The organism is Alcaligenes ammonioxydans (genome assembly GCF_019343455.1).
GTDB lineage: Bacteria > Pseudomonadota > Gammaproteobacteria > Burkholderiales > Burkholderiaceae_B > Alcaligenes > Alcaligenes ammonioxydans.
In genome coordinates, this window is the sequence record NZ_CP049362.1 from 773,165 (window position 1) to 794,645 (window position 21,481).

Genomic DNA, 21,481 nt, shown 5'->3' on the forward strand with positions numbered 1-21,481 from the left:
GGCAGGGGAAAGGCCTGGCAAACAGGCCTCATGCGCCAGTTGGAGCGGTACATGTCAGCAGGGTGTTGCCGGGGATGCACACTCTAGCCTTTGTATCTTAACGCGGATTACGGTAGAATTTCTGGTTAGCTATTGCGCTTTTGTCGGGATCATCCGGCAGGGCTTACATTAAGATCGGAGATCACCATGGCGGAAATCAAACGCACTCGCCGCAACACGCTGGAGCGTCGTTGCCTGGGTAAAGCATTCAAACGTCTGTTTGTGCGCGCACCCAAGGGCGTTTTCAAAATGCTGGAAAAAGTCAAGCGCGTCTAAGTGCCTGACGTAGGCAGTGTGCAGACGAAAACCTGGTTTTCCTTCCTGCATTCACCGCCAGCAGCAAAAAAACCACAGGCGTGCCTGTGGTTTTTTTGTGCGTGACCGGTTTTGCTTCCGGCCAGGGCAGGGCGGTGTGAATACTGCACGGCACCGTGTCCCGCTTGGCTTATGATGGTGTCATTGTGATGCAAAAATAAAACCTTGCCTGCAACCCTAATCAATACAGGTAATGGCATCTTTTGGGGACATCCGCTCATGGAATGGCGTCATTTATTCACCGTCCTGACACCGAGTTATAACCGCGCCCATACGCTGGAGCGGGTATATCGTTCCTTATGTGAACAAACTTGCCAGGATTTTGAGTGGGTGGTGGTTGATGACGGCTCCACTGACGGCACCCGGGAGCTGGTGCAAGGCTGGCAGCAGCAGGCCCCTTTTCCGATTCGCTATGCCTGGCAGGAAAACCGTCACAAGAAAGCCGCTTTCAATCACGGGGTGGCCCTGGCACAAGGCGAGCTGGTCGTGGCGCTGGACAGCGATGACACCTTGCTGGTCAATGCGCTCTACGATATGGCTCAGATCTGGGCTGACATTCCCCTGCAGGAGCGGGCAGGTTATGCCGGCATTACCGGCCTGTGCGTGCGTCCTGACGGTAAGGTCGTGGGCGATATGTTTCCCAAAGATGTATTCGATGCCAGCGCCTTGGATATAAGCTTTCGCTACCACGTGCGGGGCGAGAAGTTCGGCTGCTTGAGTACCGCCGTGCTGCGCAGGTTTCCCTTTCCCGATCAAATTGATGGCTTTGTGCCTGAAAGTCTGGTGTGGCGGGCGATTGCCCGTGCGGGCTACAAAAATCGCTTTGTGAATACCGTGTTCCGCGTCTATCACGACAGTCCCGACTCTTTGTCGGTACAAGGCAAGACCAGCCAGCAGCACGCACTGGGTTTGTGGCTGCTGGCGCAGGATACGGTGGTGAAATGCTTGCCCTGGTTTCGCTACGAACCCAAGGCGTTTTTGATGGCCGCTGCGCGTTACACCCGCTTTGGGCTACACCTGCGGGCCAGTGGTCGTACGCCACCAGCAGGCTATGGGCTTGAAGGGCTGGCGTCCTATCTGCTGGTGGCCCTGATGTGGCCGGTGGGGGCCGCGCTCTATCTGCGTGACAAGCGACGGACCTGAGCGCAATTAGTGCAGGGTGTGACCATGCACGCCCGGCTCGGTGCTGTCATCATCGTCGTCCTCGTCATCGGTGTCGTCTTCGGGGGCAAAGGCTTCCTCGCCCAGCGCAAAGGGCAAGAGCTCTTCCAGTGTTTCGGTCCAGGCCACTTCTTCGCCCTCTTCGTCCACTTTGATAAAGCGCACCGGCTCAGCATCGCTCAACTGAATGGCCCACAGATAGCGGCAGGCGTAGACGGCTTTGTCTTGTGGGTCCAGCCCACCGCGGTTGCCCACGATACGGGCCTGTTCGCCGCCTATTTGCACGACCGTGAATTCGTTTTCGTCTTCGTCTTTGTCCAGCGGCATGGCAAAGATGACCCATTCAAAACCGGTTTCTTCTGCGCCCACGATCTCGGCCAGCACAGCCCGGCCCAGATAGGCGCTTAGCGCATCGGCCGTGCGACCCAGGGTTTCGATCTCTTCCGTGGTAAATACAAGTTCGGGGGCGTCAGATGTGGGCATGGCGTTTTTGGATTGTCAGCAAAAGTGAGTATATTACCCGAGACAAGCCTGCACTCAGGCCCGGTGTTTGGTTCTGGGTCCGACAGAAGCCTGCCTTTTGGGCGCCAAACGCCTACAATCCCAGTTTTCCGAACACGACCTGTTTTTCCTTTTTAGGTTTATATGGCTCAATACGTTTATTCGATGAACCGCGTGGGCAAGATTGTGCCGCCCAAGCGGCAGATTCTGCGCAATATCTCCTTGTCTTTCTTTCCAGGTGCCAAGATTGGTGTGCTGGGCCTGAACGGCTCGGGTAAATCCACCTTGCTCAAGATCATGGCCGGCGTAGATACCGAGATCGAGGGCGAAGCCGTCCCCATGGCAGGGATCAAAATCGGTTATCTGCCACAAGAACCTCAGCTGAATCCAGAGCACACGGTTCGTGAGGCTGTGCAGGCCGGTCTGGGCCAGGTTTTCGAGGCACGCCAGCGTCTGGAACAGGTCTACGCCGAATACGCCGAGCCCGATGCGGACTTTGACGCTCTGGCCGCCGAGCAGGCCGAGCTGGAATCCATTATTGCGGCCGCCGCGACCAGCGGTGCGGACGATATCGAAACCCAGATGGAAATTGCGGCCGATGCGCTGCGTCTGCCACCTTGGGATGCCTCCATTGCAAACCTGTCCGGTGGTGAAAAGCGTCGCGTGGCCCTGTGTCAGTTGCTGCTGTCCAAGCCCGACATGTTGCTGCTGGACGAGCCAACCAACCACCTGGACGCGGAAAGCGTGGACTGGCTGGAAGTGTTCCTGCGCCAGTTCCCCGGCACCGTTGTGGCGGTAACCCACGATCGTTACTTCCTGGATAACGCCGCCGAGTGGATTCTGGAGCTGGACCGTGGTCACGGCATCCCCTGGAAGGGCAACTACAGCTCCTGGCTGGAGCAGAAGGACGATCGTCTGAAGCAGGAAGAGGCTTCGGAAAGTGCTCGTCAGCGCACCATCAAGAAAGAGCTGGAGTGGGTACGTCAGAACCCCAAGGGGCGTCAGGCCAAAGCCAAGGCGCGTCTGGCCCGCTTCGAGGAACTGTCCTCGCACGAATACCAGAAGCGCAACGAAACCCAGGAAATCTTTATTCCGGTGGCCGAGCGTCTGGGTAATGAAGTGATTGAATTTGAAAACGTCAGCAAGGGCTATGGAGATCGTCTGCTGATTGACAACCTGAGCTTCAAGGTGCCAGCCGGTGCCATCGTCGGGATTATTGGCCCTAACGGTGCCGGTAAATCCACCTTGTTCCGCATGCTGGCTGGTAAAGAGCAGCCGGATTCGGGTACGGTCAAGCTGGGTCAGACGGTCAAGCTGGCGTATGTCGACCAGTCGCGTGATGCGCTGGAAAATGACAAAACTGTTTTCGATGCGATTGCTGACGGGGCAGATCTGCTGACCGTGGGTCGCTTTGAAATGCCATCGCGTGCGTATCTGGGGCGCTTTAACTTCAAGGGTGCGGATCAGAACAAAATTGTGGGCAATCTGTCGGGCGGGGAGCGTGGTCGTTTGCACCTGGCCAAGACGCTGATTGCGGGTGGCAACGTGTTGCTGCTGGACGAACCCTCCAATGACTTGGATGTGGAGACCTTGCGTGCGCTGGAGGATGCTCTGCTGGAGTTTGCCGGCTCGGTCATGGTGATCAGCCACGATCGCTGGTTCCTGGACCGCATCGCTACCCATATCCTGGCGTTCGAGGGCGATTCGCAGGTTGTATTCTTTGACGGCAACTATCAGGAATACGAGGCAGACAAGAAAAAACGCCTGGGCGAGGACGCTGCCAAGCCCCGTCGTATCCGCTACAAATCCCTGAAATAAGGAAGGTGCCATGCCTGTGCTCAATGCCCATCAGTCCGTCGTCTTGATTGTTGATATGCAAACGGGTCTGTTGCCCGCCATTGCAGACCACCAAGCCTTGGTCGAACGTGCCGGGAAGGTGGCACAGGCGGCTCGCCTTTTAGGGGTGCCGGTTCTGGCAACCGAGCATTGGGCTGAGAAAATCGGCCCGACCGACGCCTCCCTGCTACCGCATATTGATAAAGTGCTGCATAAAACGCACTTTGATGCCACGCGTGAGGCCGATTTCCTGCCTGCCTTGCCGGTAGGCCGCCCACGAGTGTTGTTACTGGGTACAGAGTCTCACGTGTGTGTGTTACAAACTGGCCTGGGTTTGAGTGAGCGCGGGTATGAACCCGTGTTGGTCGGCGATTGTGTGGGCTCGCGTCATCCCGAGTCCCGGCAGGCAGCCTGGGATCGCTGGGCGATGCATGGATTGGAGCGCGTTAGCGCCGAAATGGCCCTGTTTGAATGGCTGGAAACACCGGCCAACCCGGCTTTCAAATCAGTTCTGGCCCTGATCAAAAAAATGGATTCCTAGCGAAATTACATCTGTTGCGTTGCCTAACAATAGGATCTGGACTAATTTGCTCCGCAGGGTGAAGATAGACTTTAATGCCGTGTCGAGCACGGATACTTCACGGAGGTTAACGGATGAATATGACGACTATCACTAAAGTGGGTTTGGCCACGGTTCTGGCCGTCGTGATGGCGGGCTGCTCTTCCTGGGATGGGATGAGCAAACGTCAAAAAGGCGCCGTAACGGGCGCGGGTCTGGGCGGTGTGGCCGGTGCGGTCATTACAAATGGTGGTGTGCTGGGCACCGTGGGTGGGGCTGCGATTGGCGGCGTCATCGGCGATCAGATCGGCAAGAACCGCTAAACTCAAATTTGCCGGACGAGCTGAAACGCTCGCCAGCGTCAAAAGCCTCAAGGTACTGGGAATCCATCCCGACCTTGAGGCTTTTTTTATGGGGTACGCAGCAAAAGCTCGAGGCTTTATCGGTAGCCGTCCTCATCCATCATGGATCTATACCACTGGTGAAAATGTTTCATCCCGTCCTCGAGCGGAGACTGGTAGGGGCCCACTTCGCAGACTCCTCGTTCCATCAGGGCGCGACGTCCGGCATCCATGCGCTCCGCAATCTCGTCATCTTCCACGGCTGTTTCCATGTACGCCGCGCGCTGTGCATGCACAAAGTCCCGTTCAAAAGCCACGATCTCTTCGGGATAGTAAAACTCCACCACGTTCAAGGTCTCCTGTGGGCCCTTTGGGTACAGGGTGGACAGTACCAGTACATGGGGATAGATCTCGATCATGTGGGTGGGGAAATAAGTGACCCAGACAGCACCGAAATCTGGCGCTTCGCCTTGGCGGTAGGCCAGCAGACTGTCGTGCCATTGGCGGTAGGTGGGCGAACCGGGATGGGCCAGGGCCTGGTGTATGCCCACACGCTGCAAGCTGTACCAGTCACTGAACTCCCATTCCAGATCGTCACAGGTGACGAACTGGCCCAGGCCGGGATGGAACGGGGCGACGTGATAGTCCTCCAGATAGACCTCGATAAAGGTCTTCCAGTTGTAGTTGCACTGGTGAATTTCGACATGATCGAGCACGTAGTCCTGAAAGTCGAATTCTGGCCGGCTGAACAAGGCCGCCATATCCCGGGCCGGATCCCGTGACCCTTCAAACAAGAGGCCGTGGCAGTCGCGTAAAGGATAGCGTTCCAGGTTCAGACAAGGTTTGTCCTTGAATCGGGGCGCGGCCAGTAAATCACCCTGGGCACTGTAGGTCCAGTTGTGCAGGGGGCAGACAATATGGCCGCCTGTACTGCTCAGGGAGCCGTGGCTGGCCTGATTGGGCTGGCCGGGCATGCCACCCAGCATCAGGGCCTGGCGATGCCTGCAGACGTTCGAGAGCAGTTCTACGCCGTGTTGGCTGCGTATCAGGGTACGGGCAGCATTTTCCTGAATCAGGGTGCGCCAGTCGCCGGGTTCGGGAACGAGCTTTTCATGGCCGACATACAAGGCGGACTGTTGAAAAATGCGCTCTTGTTCACGTTCAAACAAAGCGTGGTCGAAATAGGCGCTAACAGGAAGCTGGGGGTGAGCGGGCACAAGACGTTTCATCTGACCGAGATCGGTCATGATTCCCTCCGCATAGGTCAATAAGCCAGGCCTGGATGGGCGTTTGATGGCCTTAACCACCATCTCTGGCGCGAAGAAAAATCGGAACTGGCCGATTACCAAGGCGAAATTGTACCTTATCTATTAGCCACCTAGCCGCAAGATGGACGGCGTTTGGCGGGTTTTACGCGCGTTGCCGTGCGAAGCAGACAGCCAAGAAAATGGCCATCCCAGGGGATGGCCATTTCAAGCAGCAAGATGGTGTGTGCCGGGTGCGCTTTATTTGTTTTCCATGGCACTGGCATCGATCTGCGGCATTTCGATTTTGACTTCCAGCACTTCCAGCGAGTCCTGGCGATCAAGGTTCACCTTGATGTCATCGGGATTAATCTTCACGTAACGTGAAATGACTTCCACCAGCTCTTTTTGCAAGCGGGGCAAGTAGTCAGGTGCAACCCCACCTTGACCGCGTTCGTTGATGAGGATTAGTTGCAGACGGTCTTTGGCGACCGTTGCCGACGTTTTCTTGTGACCGAGCAGGAAGGACAGGAAAGACATATTACTTTCCTCCGAACAGGCGCTTGAACAGACCTGGCTTTTCGTAATCCACAAAACGCAACGGTTTCTCTTCACCCAGGTAACGATCTACGATGTCCTGATAGGCTTGGGACACATCACTTTCCTTGATATGGATAACAGGTACTCCTTGGTTGGACGCTTGCAGTACGGTTTCCGATTCCGGGGTCACGCCAATCAGTTTGATACGCAAGATATCTTCGACGTCTTGCAGGGACAGCATTTCACCATCCGAGACACGTTTGGGGCTGTAGCGGGTCAACAGCAAGTATTCTTTGATCGGTTCTTTGCCTTGCTCACCACGTCGCGATTTGGCCGCCAAAATCCCCAGAATGCGATCCGAGTCGCGCACCGAGGATACTTCCGGGTTGGTCACTACCAGGGCATCGTCCGCAAAATAGGAGGCCATCAGTGCGCCGGTTTCGATACCGGCAGGCGAGTCGCAGACAATGTATTCAAAACCCATGCCCTTGAGCTCTTCGAGCACCTTTTCCACGCCTTCGCGGGTCAGTGCATCTTTGTCGCGTGTCTGGGAAGCGGGCAGGATGAACAGATTTTCCAGCTGCTTGTCACGGATCAAGGCCTGGTTCAATGTGGCTTCGCCCTGGATCACATTGACGAAGTCGTACACCACGCGTCGTTCGCAACCCATGATCAGATCCAGGTTGCGCAAGCCGACGTCAAAGTCGATGACCACGGTCTTGTGACCGCGCATCGCAAGACCAGATGCAAAACTGGCACTGGTGGTGGTTTTACCCACGCCGCCCTTGCCGGAGGTCACTACAACTATACGCGCCATGACAATCGGATTCCTTTGTTTTTCAAGTCACATAATCGTAAAGCATAACGGGCCTGATGTTGACATCCGTTGTGCCGCTTAGCCTACTGCTTAGAAACAAAACATATCAATTGCTTTGTTCGGTGTCAGCTTACACGTTTGTTTTCACGCTTGCTTGCCTGCCCGTATCTATTTGTCGGGGTTCAGCTCAGCCAGGCAAAAAGCAGCTTGCCCGGTACGGTCACAACCTGACCGGGTAGGGGCGGGTGGGAACAATTCCACCAGGCAGCGCTGCGTGTGTATTGCTCTTTATAAAAAGCGCCGGCAAAAGCCGGCGCCTGTTACTGCTAGGAGCTCAGGGGATCAAACCTGAGCGTGTCTTCTTCCAGTGTCACCATGACCGGCTTGTTGCGCAGTTGCGCGTCCAGCCGGGTCTCGATGATGCGGTACACACCGGCAATCGCAATCAGCTCCGGGTCCAGTTCGGTCGTGAAGATGCGTGCCTTGCTGTCACCCCGGGCGCCTGCCATGGCTTTACCACGCAGTGGACCATACACATGAATATTGCCATCGGCCACGACTTCGGCCCCCTGGCTAACCGCACCAATGACGATCAGGTCTGTGTGACGGGCGTAAATCCGTTGACCGGAACGTAACTGGCGGTGGATGGTCAGGGCTGCCGGGGCAATAGCCGGCGGTGGCGGGGCGGCCGCTGCAGGAGCTTCCTGCGTCGTTGTTTGCGAGAGCACCGGAACTTCCTTGTCCGGGGCCGCCTGTGTTTGTGGGCGCGCCGGAGGATTGGACAGTTCCACCTGGGGCAGACCGCTGTCGATGGCGTTGTCTGCGTGATCGGCATGCGCAATGACGCCTACCGGGTGCAGCTTGTGCTGGCGCAGCGCCTCGATCAGGGCTGACCAGTCCACAGGCGCATCGATGCCGCTGGCATCAATCACCACCGGTTCGTCCTCGAAAAAGGAGCCGGCATCTTTCATGCGTTGCGCCAAGGCGGCTAGCTGCTCGGCCGTGTCGGCCGAACGCAACACCACCCGTACGGCATACAAGGTGGCACTTTTGAAATCCAGGGCCTGAGGCCCTTTGGCATACGTCTGATCGTTCACGTCAATAGCCTTAGACCCAGGTGTCTTTCAGAGTCGTGGTGCGGTTAAGAACGGGTTTTTCGGCCGTGGAGTCGACACGATCCGCCACAAAATAGCCCAGGCGTTCAAACTGCCAGCGGGCGTCGGGCGTTGCCCGGGTACCTGGCTCCAGCCAGCCCTGAATCACGCGCAGCGAGTTGGGGTTGATGTGCTCCAGAAAGTCCTGGTCGGCCGCATCGGGCTGAGGATGGGCAAAGAGGCGGTCATAGAGACGAATCTCGGCGGCCACCGCATGTTCGGCACTGATCCAGGTGATATTGCCCTTGACCTTGACCGAGTCTGCGCCAGGGGTGCCACTTTTGGTGTCAGGCAGGTATTCCGCCAGCACCTGGGTGACATTGCCTTGCTCGTCCTTGACGCAGCCGGTACAGCGCACGACGTAGCCGTATTTCAGACGCACGGTATTGCCGGGGAACAGGCGGAAGTACTTTTTGGGCGGCTCTTCCTTGAAGTCCTCGCGCTCGATGTACAGGCGACCCGAAAAGGGGAACTCGCGCTGTCCGGCTTGCGGATTGTGCGGATTGCGCGGTGCATGGCACAGCTCGGTTTGCCCTTCCGGGTAGTTCGTAATGATCAGTTCGATCGGGTCCAGGATCGCCACGCTGCGATCGGCCACCGGGTCCAGATCATCGCGCAGTGCTTGCTCGAGCAGACTGTAATCCACATGCTGGGCGGCTTTGGATACGCCCAGGCGGTCCGTAAACAGACGGATGGCTCCGGGACTGTAGCCGCGGCGACGCAAGCCGGCCAAGGTAGGCATGCGGGGGTCGTCCCAGCCTGAAACATGGTTTTCCTGAACCAACTGACGCAGTTTGCGCTTGCTGGTGACCACATAGGACAGGTTCAGCCGCGAGAACTCGTACTGCTTGGGCAGGGGTTCGGACAACTGGCCCAGCTCGACCAGCCGCTCCAGAATCCAGTTGTAGAACGGACGCTGGTCTTCAAATTCCAGAGTGCACAAACTGTGCGTGATTCGCTCGAGCGCATCTTCCACGGGGTGAGCCCAGCTGTACATCGGGTAAATGCACCACTTGTTGCCCGTGCGATGGTGTTCGGCGTGGCGGATGCGGTACATGACCGGGTCACGCATATTGATATTGGGCGAGCCCATGTCAATCTTGGCACGCAAGGCCATGCTGCCATCGGGATGCTTGCCCTCGCGCATCTCGCGCAAGAGCCGGATGGATTCCTCGGCGGGGCGGTCGCGCCAGCGCGAGTTCACTCCCTTTTCGGTCAAGGTGCCCCGGTTGGCACGCATTTCCTCGGCGCTTTGCTCGTCCACGTAGGCATAGCCGGCGTTGACCAGTGCCTCGGCGAATTGGTACATGTAATCAAAGTAGTCGCTGGCAAAGTACAGGTTCTCTTCGTTTTTGAAGGTCCAGTCAAAGCCCAGCCATTTGACCATGTCGATAATGGCGTCCACGTACTCCTGTTCTTCTTTTTCGGGGTTGGTGTCGTCAAAACGCAGGTGGCAGGCCCCCTGGTAGTCGCTGGCCAGTCCGAAGTTCAAACAGATGCTTTTGGCATGCCCAATGTGCAAATAGCCGTTGGGTTCGGGGGGGAAGCGCGTACGAATGCGCGCGGCATCGACAGCGGCCCCTTCCTGGGTGCTGGCCGGGCCCGGCTGGCCGGCCCAGGATTTTTGTGCGTAACGGCCAGCGCTCAGATCCTGGTCGATGATCGTGCGCAGAAAATTGGAGACGGGAGCGGGAGTGGTGTCAGAGGTCATACACGTTTGAAATAAAGAAGCCGACGGACTAATCGGCCATTTTGCCACGTTCTTGTTTTAGAGGGGTATTTGCCCTGAGAATTGCGGCAATAACTTAGGGTAGTATGGTGGCGTTTGCAGGCCAATTCACCCTACACTAGCGCTCATTATGACGCACTCCGCCCTTTCCTTGTCCCACGCCCAGTTCTTCCTCAGCCTGGGATTCATGCTGCTGTTTCTGGCCCTGGAGCTGGGATTGGCCTGGGTGCTGCTGTATTTCAAGCTTAGAACCTTTGGCAGTAAGGCAAGCGCCTGGATGGGAGCCTACCGGTTCTGGGTGCGTCTGTTTGCACTGGCGTTTATTTTAAGCTTTGCCGCCTCCATGCCCGTGCTGATTCAGTTCGGCAGTGTCTGGCCGGGGCTGATGGAACAGGTAGGCGATGTGATTGGCCCGATGCTGGCCGCTTCCATGCTGTCCCTGTTTATCTTCAAATCCTGCTTTCTGGGCGTGATGCTGTTTGCGCAGCGCATGCTCTCCAATCTGGTTCACACGCTGGTTGTGCTGATGGTGGCGTTGGGCGTCACAGTGACGGCGTTCTGGCTGCTGGCGATCGTGGCGTGGATGCAGGTGCCCACGGGGGTGGACGTGATCGACGGTCATTACGTGGTGATGGATTGGCTTGATGTGCTCAGCACGCCTGCCTTGCCCTGGTACGCCGGTCTCTTGCTGGCAGGCAGCTTGCTGACGGTTGCCTTTTTCATGCTGGGTGTGACTTGTGCCCAGACCATGCAAAAGCCGGTCACTGACCAGGAACGTCTGGCATTTCGCAGCGCCCTGTTTTTAGGCGTGGCGGCCTGGCTTGGGCTGTTGTGTTCTGTGGTGGGCAATGGATTCATGACGGCTCAGTATCAGCCTGCCAAAGCGGCGGCGGCGGCCGCATATTGGGAAAGTGGTTCGCAGCCGGACCTGATTTTGATCGCGGCGCCTTCAGCCATGCAGGACAGCGTACTGGGCGTACTGCGCTGGACTCATGCCGGCGGGCGCTGGCTGGGACGCAATGACAGCGGTATTTTGATGGGGCTGGATCAGTTTTCCGAGGCCATGCCGCCGGTCACCTTGACATTCTGGTCCTTTCGTTTGGCTGTGCTGGCAGGAGCCCTGATGCTGGGGGTATTGCTGTGGGTCTTGCTGCGTACTCGGCGCTATGAGCTGGACCCGCACTCGCTGTCTTATCGAGAGCGTCAGGTGATGGTGGTCTCGTCGGTACTGGGCTGGGTCATGTTGCTCGCCGGCGCTGCTTACCTTTTGCTCGGTTTCCTTCCCTATCTGGTGGGCACGGATATTCAGGCGGTGCAGGTGCAGAGCAGTGAAAATGTTCTGACGGTAGCCCTGGGCTTACTGGCGTATGGCGCGGTCTACATCCTGTGCATGATTGGGTTTTTCCAGAAGTTGCGACATGCCGTTCGGTTTGGCGTGGTGCCGATTGCACGTCATCGGGGGCGGGCATGATTGATTCCTTTGCAAATGCGCTGGGGCTAGGGGCGCATGACCCTGCGTTCTGGATGCCGCTGGCGTTTTTAGCCCTGTTCTTTTTGATCATCGTAGCCGGTACGGTTCTGGATGGGTTCGATATCGGGGTGGGGTGCCTGTCCTTGCTGGCACCGGACTCCTTGCGTCCCCGCATGCTGTCTTTGCTCAGCCCTTGGCGCGATGCGAACGAGTTTTGGTTGTTTCTGGGTCTGGGCCTGTTTGTCTGTGCCTTCCCCAAAGCCTGGGGAGCGGTAATGGGCGGATTGTATGGACCGCTGTGTGCTCTGGGCGTGGGCGTATTTGCCCGCTCCGTGTCTTTCGAGTTCCGGCTGCGCGCCCCGGTAGAGCGCCAGTCTCGTTGGCAAATGGGGTTTGCGCTGGGCTCTTGGCTGACAGCTTTTTCCCATGGCGTCCTGCTGGCCCAGGTTGTAGTGGGCTTTCAAAGCGATGCGGGCTACATCTGGTTCTCCGTCTTTATGGGGTTTTGCGCCATTGCCGCCTACTGCCTGTTGGGGGCGAGCTGGCTGATCATGCGCGAGGCCGGTGAGCTACGCGCGCGTGCCGTGAACTGGGGGCGCCGTTCCGTGCGCTGGTTCGCCGCGGGCGCCGTCGGAGTGTCCGTGGTGCTGGCCTTTGTGAATGCCGGCGTGCTGCTCAAATGGAGCGATGGCCCATACTGGGGCCTGGTGCTGTTCTTGTGGGCGCTGATTCTGAGCTGCTTTGTGTCGATTGAAATGAGCTTGCAGCGCATGATTAACAGCAGCTATCGCACCACTGCCTTGCCTTTCTTGCTGACCTTGTTCGTGATGGTCTGCGTCATGGCGGGCCTGGCGTTCAGCTTTTTTCCTTATCTGATCCTGGACGAGATGACCATTTGGGATGCTGCTGCTGGAGTTCCGGCACTGGGTCTGATCCTGTCGGCCATTGTGATTGCCCTGCCCATTGTGTTGATATTCAACGTGTGGGTGTACTGGCGCATGTTTGGTTTGTCCCGCCCGCCTTTGCCGCCCAGCTTTAAAGGCTGACCTTTTTTATGATTGCCCATTCTGTACTGTCGATGCGCAAGCGTTTGCAGGGATTCAAGTGGTTGTCCGACATGCCTGCCATGCTGGCCTGGGCGGTTCTGGCCGGTATTCTGGGAGCCTTGGCCACTTTGGCCTTCCATCAGGGTATGCGCTTCGTTCAGCAAGTGGTTGCCGGACAGCATGGCGGCATCGTGGCCGTGACCGAAAGTTTGAGCTGGTACATGCGCCTGCTCTTTCCCACGGTGGGTGGCCTTTGTGCAGGCGTGTTGCTGTGGCTGGCCGGACGGCTGCCCTCGGGCAGTAATTCGGACTATATGGAAGCAGTAGCCATTGGCGATGGTCGCTTGTCGATCCGGCAGGGTTTGCTGCGCTCCCTGTCCTCCCTGATGACGGTCGCGTCGGGCGGCTCGATTGGTCGGGAAGGGGCTATGGTGCATTTGGCGTCCTTGTCCGCGTCAGCCATTGGTCGTTTCACCCTGTTCAGCGAGGCTCGCCTGCGCTTGCTGGTGGCCTGTGGCGCGGCGGCCGGTGTGGCCGCTGCGTACGGTGCGCCGATTGCCGGGGCGGTATTTGTGGCCGAGATTGTGCTGGGTACCATGACCATGAGCAGTTTTGGTCCGTTACTGATGGCAGCCGTCAGTGCCCACCTGACCATGCGCATGCTCGGTGGTTATCATGCTCCGTATGAAATGGTGAATGTGCAGGCAGTGGCAGGCTGGGACATCCTGCCGTTTCTGCTGCTGGGCGTATTGATCGGTCTGGCAGCCCCGGCCTTCCTGAAGCTGCTGAATCTGTTTCGCACGCTCTTCAAACGGACTGGGCTGGGCTTGCCGCTACGCCTGGCCCTGGGCGGTCTGTTGCTGGGGTTCTTGCTAATAGCCATACCGCGCGTGGCTGGCAACGGTTTCAGCGTTGTCTCCTCCATGCTGCACACCGACTGGGCCTGGTATAGCGTTTTGCTTATCCTGGTGTTCAAGGTGCTGGCGACGGGGCTGACCGTCGGCTCGGGGGCGGTGGGCGGGGTCTTTACACCCGCCATCTTTGTAGGGGCCGCCTTTGGCACTTTGTTCGGGCAGGTGATCTTGCTGGTATTGCCCGGTCTGGACTTGCCTTTGTACCTCTTCACCCTGGTGGGAATGGGTGCATTTCTGGGCGCAGCAACCAGTGCCCCGTTCATGGCCATTCTGATGCTGTTTGAAATGACGCTGAGCTATCAGTTGGTGCTGCCCTTGATTGTGGCTTGTGTCATGGCCTATTTTGTGTCGCGCGGCGTGGCTGAGGTGGCCATGTATGAAGTGACGCTGGTGCGCGAACGAGATGCCCTGCTGCGGCACAAACTGCGTCATACGACCCTGGCTGAGCTGGTGCGTCCGGCCGATACCGTGGTCAGCACCACGACCCAGATGCGTGATGCCTTGCAGATGTTTCTCGATTACCCGGTGCGTTATTTGTACGTGGTCAACGAGGAGCAGGTTTATCAAGGGGTGATTGCACAGCCTGACCTGACCCGGATGTTGCTGGACGACAACGCTGCGCAGGATCGCGTGGTCGGTGATATTTTGCGTATGGATTTCGTCAAGACGCTGTACCCGAATATGAGTCTGGACGAGGCTCAGGAGCACTTTGTGAACTTTGCCGGAGAGCGCTTGCCTGTATTGAATGGTGACGGCTCGGGACGGCTGATTGGTGTAGTCTATAAATCTGCTGTGCTGGAAAAGTACTCTGCCATCAAACGCTCGCTGGATGCGAGCGGCGAAGTGATGTTGGATGCCCGGCGCTAAACTCTTTTTGTGACATTCATCATGCGTATAAAAGCTTGCCAGCGAGGTTTGGCAGGCGGGCTGGTTGTTGGTCTTGCCATGCTGTTCGCTGTTCCATTGGCCACGGCGCAAGCTCGTGTCGGGCTGGAAAATCTGTCCGCAACCCGTGTGTACGGGGTGGACGATGCGCCGGCGATTCAGGCTCGGGAGCTTCCGCCCGTGGAGCCGTTTTTTGATGCCTCCCTATGGCATCGTCAGGGCGACCAGGATCTGCTCAGTCCTGCCTCGTCCATGGATTTTTCTTTTGCCGACTTCAGCCTGAGCGGCTCCCAGACCGCCAGTCTGGCCCGGTCCATTCAATATAGCCAGCAGTCCTCGCCCATCTGGAGCGCACGCTGGCTAAGCAGTGCGCCGGATCAGGTCTGGCAGTTTGGCGAGCGCAATTGGCGTTATGTGAATGGAGAGGGCCTGCAGCTGACGCTGGGCAATGATACGGTGACGGCTCCGGACTGGGCGCGACCCGTGGAGCTGGGTGGTGTCAATATCAGCCAGCAGTTCGAGCAGGGCCCCGCGGGGCCCTGGCGCTACGCGCTGGCGGTCGGTGCGCTGGATATGAGCGGCAAGCAGGATAATGGCGATCTTGTGTACGGGTCTTCGGCCAGCAGTCTCATGGTCAGTACTGATCTGACCAGCCGAACCAGTCTTGACACCCAAATGGAAAGCGCGCGAGATTTCGGCCTGACAGGTTTGGGGGCGACCTATCGCTCGCCGGATTTTGGGGTGTGGCAGGCTAGTGTCGCCAAGGCCTCCCATTCGGTAGGGCAGGGCTGGCGCTATCAAGCGGCCTATGGTTTGGACGTGCTGGGTGATTTGCACCTGCAATGGCAGGGTGAGCGCTACCAGGATAACTTTCTGGATTTGAGTCGTTATCAAGGCATGAAGGTGGCGGCGGCCAGTAGTCGGCAAATGCTGGGCCTGTCCGTGCCCTTGCGCGGCTGGGGCGAGGTCAAGACCCAGTACGAGGTACAGCAGGTCGTAGCCGGTGGGGAGAATCGCTACCTTGGGGTCACGCAGCAGTTCTGGTACAGTCCCCACCTTAGGGTGGGTTTGCAGGCCCGCCGTCATCTGGAAAGTCGTCAGTCGAACATCGCGCTGCGTTTTTCTATTCCGATTTTTTAAGCAGGCGGCATGGCCCAGTCAGCACTTGAGGTTCTTCAGGAAGTTTTTGGTTATGACAGTTTTCGTGGTTCTCAGCACGAGATTATCGAGACCCTGATCCAGGGCGGTGATGCCCTGGTCCTGATGCCTACCGGTGGCGGCAAGTCCTTGTGCTATCAGATCCCCGCCTTGGTGCGCCCCGGCACTGGCGTGGTTGTCTCTCCACTGATTGCGCTGATGCAGGATCAGGTGGATGCGCTCACTGAACTCGGTGTGAATGCCGCCTATCTGAATTCCACCCAGGATTGGCAGACTGCCCGTGAGGTCGAGCGCGAGTTCCTGACCGGGCAGCTGGATCTATTGTATGTGGCGCCAGAGCGCCTGCTCACCGATCGTTGTTTGGACTTGCTGGCTCGGGGCCAGATTTCCCTGTTTGCCATTGATGAGGCCCACTGCGTGTCCCAGTGGGGGCACGACTTTCGCCCCGAGTACCTGGGACTGGATTTGCTGGCCCAGCGTTGGCCTGGCGTGCCGCGCGTTGCCTTGACCGCGACGGCTACCCAGTTGACACGGGTGGAGATTGCCCAGCGCCTGAAGCTGGAACAGGCACGGCATTTTGTCGCCAGTTTTGATCGCCCCAATATCTGTTATCGCATCATTGAAAAAAACGAGGTGCGCAAACAGCTTTTAAGCTTTATCCAGGAAGAGCACGCAGGAGACGCAGGCATTGTGTACTGTCTGTCGCGCTCACGGGTGGAAGATACGGCGGAATTTCTGTGTAAAAACGGTATCCATGCCTTGCCCTATCATGCCGGGCTGGATGCGCAGCAACGGGCTATCAACCAGGCTCGCTTTCTGCGTGAGGAAGGGGTCGTCATGGTGGCGACCATTGCATTCGGGATGGGTGTCAATAAACCCGATGTGCGCTTCGTGGCCCATATTGATCTGCCCAAATCGGTGGAAGGGTATTACCAGGAAACCGGGCGGGCAGGGCGCGATGGGGAAGCGGCAACCGCCTGGCTGGCGTATGGCCTGCAAGACGTGGTGCAACTGCATCGCATGATCAACCAGTCACAGGGCGATGCAGCCCACCGCCGCCAGCAAGGGCAGGCGCTCGATGCCATGCTCGGTCTGTGCGAAACCATTTCCTGCCGCCGCCAGCGCTTACTGGCTTATTTTGATCAGCACATCGAGCCTTGCGGCAATTGCGACACATGCCTGGAAGCGCCGCAGGCCTGGGACGGCACCGTGGCGGCTCAGAAAATGTTGTCCACGATCTACAGGCTGTGGCGCGAGCGAGGTCAGCGTTTCGGCGCAGGGCATTTGATCGATATTTTGCTGGGCAAGCTGACCGATCGGGTCAAGGAGCACGAGCATGACAAGCTGACGGTCTTCGGGGTGGGCAAAGACCTGACCGATCAGGCCTGGCGAGGCGTGTTGCGTCAGCTGCTGGCCCACAGTCTGGTCACGGTTGATCCGGAAGGTTATGGCACTTTGCTGCTGACCGAAGCCAGCCGCGAGGTGCTCAAGGGGGAACGCACCCTGATGCTGCGGCGCGAAACCGTAACACGGGGACCGGCGGCGCATCGAGTCAAGGGCCAGGCACCTGCCGGTCCGGCGCTGGACCCGGATCAACAAAGGCGTTTCGAGGCTTTGCGTACCTGGCGGGCTGCCATCGCGCGCGAGCATGGGGTGCCGGCTTACGTTATTTTCCACGATGCGACCTTGCGAGAGGTGGCGATCCGCTGCCCAGGCTCAGAAGCTGATCTGGAGCCGATTACAGGCATCGGGGTGCGCAAAAGAGAGGCCTATGGCGAGGCCTTGCTGCGCTGCGTCCAAGAGTTCCAAACGCAGTAAAATTTGTTAATCGCGCAAAGTTTGGTTGCATGTTCCTGCCCCAAAATCTGCCGTGCGATGATAAAACCACTATTCGCTCAATCCGCTATATGTAGTAGAATGGCGGCAATATCACACTATATATGGTGTGCATCACATGACGCTGGCGGCTGCAAAAGCCGCGTCTTGCGTCACTCACCATCGATTTCCGAGACTGAAATGCAATCAACCGAACAGTTAATGGTCACCAAGCGAGATGGCCGTACCGAACCTATTAACCTCGACAAGATTCACCGGGTGGTTGATTGGGCCGCTGAAGGTTTGAACAATGTGTCAGTCTCTCAAGTGGAACTGCGTTCCCATATCCAGTTCTACAATGGTATTCGCACCAGCGATATCCACGAAACCATCATCAAGTCGGCTGCGGATCTGATTTCTGAAGAAACACCCGACTATCAGTACCTGGCTGCGCGCCTGGCGATCTTTCACCTGCGCAAGATCGCTTTTGGCCAGTTCGAGCCACCAAGCCTGTTTGATCACGTCACCCTTCAAACCAAGGAAGGTCGCTACGATCCGCATCTGCTGCAAGATTACACGCGTGCCGAATTCGACGAGCTGGACGCTCATCTGGATCACTGGCGTGACATGAATTTCTCGTACGGTGCCGTCAAGCAACTGGAAGGCAAGTACCTGATCCAGAACCGCGTGACCAAGCGCATCTACGAAAGCCCCCAGTTTCTTTACATGCTGGTGGCCATGTGCCTGTTTGCCCGCTATCCCGCTGAAACCCGCCTGAGCTATATCAAGCGTTTTTACGATGCGGTATCGCAGTTCAAAATTTCCCTGCCCACGCCCATTATGGCGGGGGTGCGCACCCCCACCCGTCAGTTCAGCTCCTGCGTGCTGATCGAGTGTGATGACAGTCTGGACAGCATCAATGCCACGACCAGCGCCATTGTGCGCTACGTTTCCCAGCGTGCCGGCATTGGTATCAACGGCGGCCGCATTCGTGCCGTAGGCAGTGAGATTCGGGGGGGCGAAGCCCAGCACACGGGCTGCCTGCCTTTCTTCAAAATGTTCCAGGCTGCCGTGAAGTCCTGCTCGCAGGGCGGCGTGCGTGGTGGCGCGGCAACCTTGTTCTACCCCATGTGGCACCTGGAAGTGGAAACCCTGCTGGTTCTGAAGAACAACCGGGGTGTGGAAGAAAATCGCATCCGCCATCTGGATTACGGCGTGCAGATCAACCGTCTGCTGTATCAGCGCCTGATCAAGGGCAGCCACATTACGCTGTTCTCGCCTCATGATGTTCCCGGGCTGTATGACGCCTTTTTTGCCGATCAGGACGAGTTCGAGCGTCTGTACGAAAAGTACGAGCAGGACCCCGCCATCCGTAAGCGCAGTTTACCGGCCATCGAGTTGTTCTCTCTGCTGATGCAAGAGCGGGCCAGCACCGGCCGCATCTACATTCAGAACGTAGACCACTGCAATACCCACAGCCCGTTCCAGGCAGATCGCGCACCGGTGCGCCAGTCCAACCTGTGCATGGAAATCGCGCTGCCGACCAAGCCCTTGAACGATCTGAACGATCCCGAGGGTGAGATCGCACTGTGTACCCTGTCTGCGTTTAACCTGGGCGCCCTGGAGTCGCTGGACGAGCTCGATGGTCTGTCCGAGCTGATCGTGCGCGCGCTCGATGCGCTGCTGGACTACCAGGATTACCCGGTCAAGGCAGCCCTCAATGCGACCAACAAGCGCCGCTCCCTGGGAGTTGGCGTGATCAACTACGCCTACTACCTGGCCAAGAACGGGACCCGCTATTCTGATCCCGCCGCGCTGGGTCTGACCCATCGCACTTTCGAAGCCATCCAGTACTACCTGTTGAAGGCTTCGGTACAGTTGTCGCGTGAGTATGGTCCTTGCGCGGCCTTTGATGAAACGACGTACGCCGCCGGTTTGCTGCCAACCGATACCTACAAGAAAGATGTGGATGGTATCTGCAACGAGCCGCTGCACTTGGATTGGGAGGCCTTGCGTGCGGACATCGTCAAGCATGGCCTGCGCAACTCGACCCTGACCGCCTTGATGCCGTCGGAAACTTCCAGCCAGATCGCCAATGCCACCAACGGTATTGAGCCTCCACGTGGTCTGGTCTCGGTCAAGCAGTCCAAGGACGGGATCTTGCGCCAGGTCGTGCCCGAGTTTGAAAAATATAAGGATCAGTATGAGTTGCTGTGGCAAATGCCCGGTAACGAGGACTACCTTAAGTTAGTTGGCGTGATGCAGAAGTTTGTCGACCAGTCGATCTCTGCGAACACCAACTATGACCCACAGCGGTTCGAGGGTGGCCGTGTGCCGATGAAGCAACTGCTCAAGGACTTGCTGCTGGCCTACAAATATGGTGTGAAGACCTTGTACTACCACAACACGCGCGACGGTGCCGATGATTCGCATGGCGAAGTCGAGGACGACGGTTGCGCAGGTGGTGCGTGCAAGATCTAAGCAAGGGTAAAGAGCATCATGACTACCTATAGTACTTTTTCGAAAACGGATAACGATCAGCTCAAGGAACCCATGTTCTTTGGACAGCCGGTGAACGTGGCTCGCTACGACCAGCAAAAGTATCCGATTTTTGAAAAGCTGATTGAAAAACAGCTGTCCTTCTTCTGGCGTCCAGAGGAAGTGGACATCACTCAGGACCGGATCGACTACCAGAACCTGCCCGACCACGAAAAGCACATTTTCATCAGCAATCTGAAGTACCAGACCTTGCTGGACTCCATCCAGGGCCGCAGCCCCAACGTGGCGTTTCTGCCGCTGGTCTCGATTCCTGAGCTGGAAACCTGGATTGAAACCTGGGCTTTTTCCGAGACCATCCACTCGCGCTCGTACACGCACATCATTCGCAATATTGCCAATGACCCGTCTGTTATTTTTGATGACATCGTGCGCAACGAGAACATTCAGCTGCGTGCCGCCGATATTTCCTCGTACTACGACGATTTGATCAGCGACACCATGCTGTACGCCCAGTTGGGTGAGGGTGAACACCAGATCAACAGTCAAACCCGCAAGCTGAGCGTTTACGAGCTGAAGAAGAAGCTGTATCTGTGCATGATGAGCGTCAATATTCTTGAGGCCATCCGTTTTTACGTCAGCTTTGCCTGCTCATTTGCTTTTGCCGAGCGCAAGCTGATGGAAGGCAATGCCAAGATCATTCGTCTGATTGCGCGTGATGAAGCGCTGCACCTGACAGGTACACAGCACATCATCAATATCATGCGTTCGGGCAGTGATGATCCTGAGTTTGCGCAGATCGCCCGTGAGCTGGAGCCAGTTTGCTTTGCCATGTTCAAGGATGCGGCCGAGCAAGAGAAGCAGTGGGCGGACTATCTGTTTCGCGACGGCTCCATGATTGGCCTGAACAAGGATATTTTGGGGCAGTACGTGGAGTACATCACCAATATCCGCATGGGTGCAGTGGGCCTGAAGCCTGCGTTTGAGTCCGTCAAGCACAACCCCATTCCATGGATCAACACCTGGCTGTCCTCGGACACCGTGCAGGTGGCACCTCAAGAGGTGGAATTGAGCTCGTACCTGGTCGGCCAGATCGATTCGGCCGTGTCGGCTGGCGATTTCGACGGTATCGAGTTATGAGTCAAGTCCGGACAACTGATCATGACTTTCAGTTGCGGGACGGCGAAACTTTGTTGGAAGGTTTGGAACGAACCGGCCATCAGGTTGAGTACCAATGCAGGAGCGGCTATTGCGGCTCCTGCCGTATTCCTCTTGTGTATGGAAAGGTTGCTTATAAAGAGCAGCCCTTGGCGTATGTCGGCCCAGGCGAGGTTCTGCCGTGTTGTTGCACGGTACTTGAACCGATCATGGTCGACTGTCAGCGCATTGCCCGGGTTGAGGAGGAACCAGAAGATCAGTTCGGTTTTACCGGGCTGAATCCCTGATTCCACTGTCTCCCT

At 57.4% G+C, this 21,481-nt stretch carries 19 protein-coding genes; 13 read left to right on the forward strand and 6 right to left on the reverse strand.

Annotated elements, in window-relative coordinates; translation table 11 throughout:
• Positions 1-186: 186 nt before the first annotated feature.
• Both FE795_RS17355 and FE795_RS03545 read left to right on the forward strand, forming a co-directional pair.
• Positions 187-315: a hypothetical protein gene (locus FE795_RS17355; protein ID WP_003803595.1), complete on the forward strand. Its 129-nt coding sequence runs from the start codon at positions 187-189 to the stop codon at positions 313-315.
• A gap of 258 nt (positions 316-573) precedes the next feature.
• Positions 574-1,497 carry a glycosyltransferase family 2 protein gene (locus FE795_RS03545; protein WP_003803593.1) on the forward strand — a complete coding sequence of 308 codons (924 nt, stop codon included), beginning with the start codon at positions 574-576 and terminating at the stop codon, positions 1,495-1,497.
• Positions 1,498-1,503: 6 nt separating this feature from the next.
• Here FE795_RS03545 and FE795_RS03550 read toward each other — a convergent pair whose 3' ends face one another.
• Positions 1,504-1,998: a hypothetical protein gene (locus FE795_RS03550; protein ID WP_219235696.1), complete on the reverse strand. Its 495-nt coding sequence runs from the start codon at positions 1,996-1,998 to the stop codon at positions 1,504-1,506.
• A 162-nt stretch (positions 1,999-2,160) separates the two neighbouring features.
• Here FE795_RS03550 and ettA point away from each other — a divergent pair, with 162 nt between their 5' ends.
• The 3 genes from ettA (at position 2,161) to FE795_RS03565 (ending at position 4,734) form a co-directional block, all read left to right on the forward strand.
• Entirely contained in the window at positions 2,161-3,834 is a 1,674-nt protein-coding gene (gene ettA / locus FE795_RS03555) for an energy-dependent translational throttle protein EttA (protein ID WP_003803590.1), read from the forward strand.
• Between the two features lie 10 nt (positions 3,835-3,844).
• Positions 3,845-4,393 carry an isochorismatase family protein gene (locus FE795_RS03560; protein ID WP_003803589.1) on the forward strand — a complete coding sequence of 183 codons (549 nt, stop codon included), beginning with the start codon at positions 3,845-3,847 and terminating at the stop codon, positions 4,391-4,393.
• Between the two features lie 113 nt (positions 4,394-4,506).
• Positions 4,507-4,734 carry a glycine zipper 2TM domain-containing protein gene (locus FE795_RS03565; RefSeq protein ID WP_003803588.1) on the forward strand — a complete coding sequence of 76 codons (228 nt, stop codon included), beginning with the start codon at positions 4,507-4,509 and terminating at the stop codon, positions 4,732-4,734.
• 116 nt (positions 4,735-4,850) lie between these two features.
• On the opposite strand, the gene FE795_RS03570 is transcribed toward FE795_RS03565, so the two are convergent.
• The 5 genes from FE795_RS03570 to FE795_RS03590 all read right to left on the reverse strand — a co-directional run bounded on the left by FE795_RS03570 (position 4,851) and on the right by FE795_RS03590 (position 10,218).
• On the reverse strand, positions 4,851-5,999 hold the full coding sequence (locus tag FE795_RS03570; protein WP_003803587.1) for an aromatic ring-hydroxylating oxygenase subunit alpha: 1,149 nt from the start codon (positions 5,997-5,999) through the stop codon (positions 4,851-4,853).
• 258 nt (positions 6,000-6,257) lie between these two features.
• Positions 6,258-6,536, reverse strand: coding sequence for a cell division topological specificity factor MinE (gene minE / locus FE795_RS03575; protein WP_003803586.1), 279 nt, complete (start codon positions 6,534-6,536; stop codon positions 6,258-6,260).
• 1 nt (position 6,537) lies between these two features.
• Positions 6,538-7,353, reverse strand: a complete 816-nt coding sequence (minD, locus tag FE795_RS03580) for a septum site-determining protein MinD (RefSeq protein WP_003803585.1) — start codon at positions 7,351-7,353, stop codon at positions 6,538-6,540.
• Between the two features lie 326 nt (positions 7,354-7,679).
• The gene (gene minC / locus FE795_RS03585) at positions 7,680-8,450 is read right to left on the reverse strand and encodes a septum site-determining protein MinC (RefSeq protein WP_003803584.1); all 771 of its coding nucleotides are present in this window, start codon (positions 8,448-8,450) and stop codon (positions 7,680-7,682) included.
• Between the two features lie 10 nt (positions 8,451-8,460).
• Positions 8,461-10,218, reverse strand: a complete 1,758-nt coding sequence (locus FE795_RS03590; protein ID WP_219235698.1) for a glutamine--tRNA ligase/YqeY domain fusion protein — start codon at positions 10,216-10,218, stop codon at positions 8,461-8,463.
• Positions 10,219-10,366: 148 nt separating this feature from the next.
• Here FE795_RS03590 and FE795_RS03595 point away from each other — a divergent pair, with 148 nt between their 5' ends.
• From FE795_RS03595 to yfaE, 8 genes are all read left to right on the forward strand, one after another.
• Positions 10,367-11,707, forward strand: coding sequence for a cytochrome ubiquinol oxidase subunit I (locus tag FE795_RS03595; protein WP_131071315.1), 1,341 nt, complete (start codon positions 10,367-10,369; stop codon positions 11,705-11,707).
• Positions 11,704-12,753, forward strand: a complete 1,050-nt coding sequence (locus FE795_RS03600) for a cytochrome d ubiquinol oxidase subunit II (RefSeq protein ID WP_003803579.1) — start codon at positions 11,704-11,706, stop codon at positions 12,751-12,753. The genes FE795_RS03595 and FE795_RS03600 overlap by 4 nt, the downstream gene beginning before the upstream one ends.
• Before the next feature lie 8 nt (positions 12,754-12,761).
• Positions 12,762-14,534: a ClcB-like voltage-gated chloride channel protein gene (locus tag FE795_RS03605; RefSeq protein ID WP_003803577.1), complete on the forward strand. Its 1,773-nt coding sequence runs from the start codon at positions 12,762-12,764 to the stop codon at positions 14,532-14,534.
• 21 nt (positions 14,535-14,555) lie between these two features.
• Positions 14,556-15,692, forward strand: a complete 1,137-nt coding sequence (locus tag FE795_RS03610; RefSeq protein ID WP_219235701.1) for a fimbria/pilus outer membrane usher protein — start codon at positions 14,556-14,558, stop codon at positions 15,690-15,692.
• Positions 15,693-15,701: 9 nt separating this feature from the next.
• Positions 15,702-17,528 (forward strand): DNA helicase RecQ, encoded by a 1,827-nt coding sequence (recQ, locus tag FE795_RS03615; RefSeq protein ID WP_003803573.1) that lies wholly within the window; start codon positions 15,702-15,704, stop codon positions 17,526-17,528.
• Between the two features lie 198 nt (positions 17,529-17,726).
• Complete coding sequence (nrdA, locus tag FE795_RS03620) at positions 17,727-20,006, forward strand: class 1a ribonucleoside-diphosphate reductase subunit alpha (RefSeq protein WP_003803571.1); 2,280 nt, start codon at positions 17,727-17,729, stop codon at positions 20,004-20,006.
• An 18-nt stretch (positions 20,007-20,024) separates the two neighbouring features.
• Complete coding sequence (nrdB, locus tag FE795_RS03625) at positions 20,025-21,161, forward strand: class Ia ribonucleoside-diphosphate reductase subunit beta (protein WP_219235703.1); 1,137 nt, start codon at positions 20,025-20,027, stop codon at positions 21,159-21,161.
• Positions 21,158-21,466 (forward strand): class I ribonucleotide reductase maintenance protein YfaE, encoded by a 309-nt coding sequence (yfaE, locus tag FE795_RS03630; protein ID WP_003803568.1) that lies wholly within the window; start codon positions 21,158-21,160, stop codon positions 21,464-21,466. Before nrdB ends, yfaE begins: the two co-directional genes overlap by 4 nt.
• The last annotated feature ends 15 nt before the right edge of the window (positions 21,467-21,481 follow it).

What these genes read in the sequence shown, in the direction of transcription:
- FE795_RS03550 (WP_219235696.1), bottom strand. Translation starts at nt 1,998, where the DNA reads ATGCCCACATCTGACGCCCCCGAACTTGTATTTACCACGGAAGAGATC.
- nrdB (WP_219235703.1), top strand. Translation starts at nt 20,025, where the DNA reads ATGACTACCTATAGTACTTTTTCGAAAACGGATAACGATCAGCTCAAG.
- recQ (WP_003803573.1), top strand. Translation starts at nt 15,702, where the DNA reads ATGGCCCAGTCAGCACTTGAGGTTCTTCAGGAAGTTTTTGGTTATGAC.
- minE (WP_003803586.1), bottom strand. Translation starts at nt 6,536, where the DNA reads ATGTCTTTCCTGTCCTTCCTGCTCGGTCACAAGAAAACGTCGGCAACG.
- FE795_RS03560 (WP_003803589.1), top strand. Translation starts at nt 3,845, where the DNA reads ATGCCTGTGCTCAATGCCCATCAGTCCGTCGTCTTGATTGTTGATATG.
- minD (WP_003803585.1), bottom strand. Translation starts at nt 7,353, where the DNA reads ATGGCGCGTATAGTTGTAGTGACCTCCGGCAAGGGCGGCGTGGGTAAA.
- FE795_RS17355 (WP_003803595.1), top strand. Translation starts at nt 187, where the DNA reads ATGGCGGAAATCAAACGCACTCGCCGCAACACGCTGGAGCGTCGTTGC.
- FE795_RS03605 (WP_003803577.1), top strand. Translation starts at nt 12,762, where the DNA reads ATGATTGCCCATTCTGTACTGTCGATGCGCAAGCGTTTGCAGGGATTC.
- FE795_RS03600 (WP_003803579.1), top strand. Translation starts at nt 11,704, where the DNA reads ATGATTGATTCCTTTGCAAATGCGCTGGGGCTAGGGGCGCATGACCCT.
- FE795_RS03565 (WP_003803588.1), top strand. Translation starts at nt 4,507, where the DNA reads ATGAATATGACGACTATCACTAAAGTGGGTTTGGCCACGGTTCTGGCC.
- ettA (WP_003803590.1), top strand. Translation starts at nt 2,161, where the DNA reads ATGGCTCAATACGTTTATTCGATGAACCGCGTGGGCAAGATTGTGCCG.
- FE795_RS03595 (WP_131071315.1), top strand. Translation starts at nt 10,367, where the DNA reads ATGACGCACTCCGCCCTTTCCTTGTCCCACGCCCAGTTCTTCCTCAGC.
- FE795_RS03545 (WP_003803593.1), top strand. Translation starts at nt 574, where the DNA reads ATGGAATGGCGTCATTTATTCACCGTCCTGACACCGAGTTATAACCGC.
- FE795_RS03590 (WP_219235698.1), bottom strand. Translation starts at nt 10,218, where the DNA reads ATGACCTCTGACACCACTCCCGCTCCCGTCTCCAATTTTCTGCGCACG.
- nrdA (WP_003803571.1), top strand. Translation starts at nt 17,727, where the DNA reads ATGCAATCAACCGAACAGTTAATGGTCACCAAGCGAGATGGCCGTACC.
- FE795_RS03610 (WP_219235701.1), top strand. Translation starts at nt 14,556, where the DNA reads ATGCGTATAAAAGCTTGCCAGCGAGGTTTGGCAGGCGGGCTGGTTGTT.
- FE795_RS03570 (WP_003803587.1), bottom strand. Translation starts at nt 5,999, where the DNA reads ATGACCGATCTCGGTCAGATGAAACGTCTTGTGCCCGCTCACCCCCAG.
- yfaE (WP_003803568.1), top strand. Translation starts at nt 21,158, where the DNA reads ATGAGTCAAGTCCGGACAACTGATCATGACTTTCAGTTGCGGGACGGC.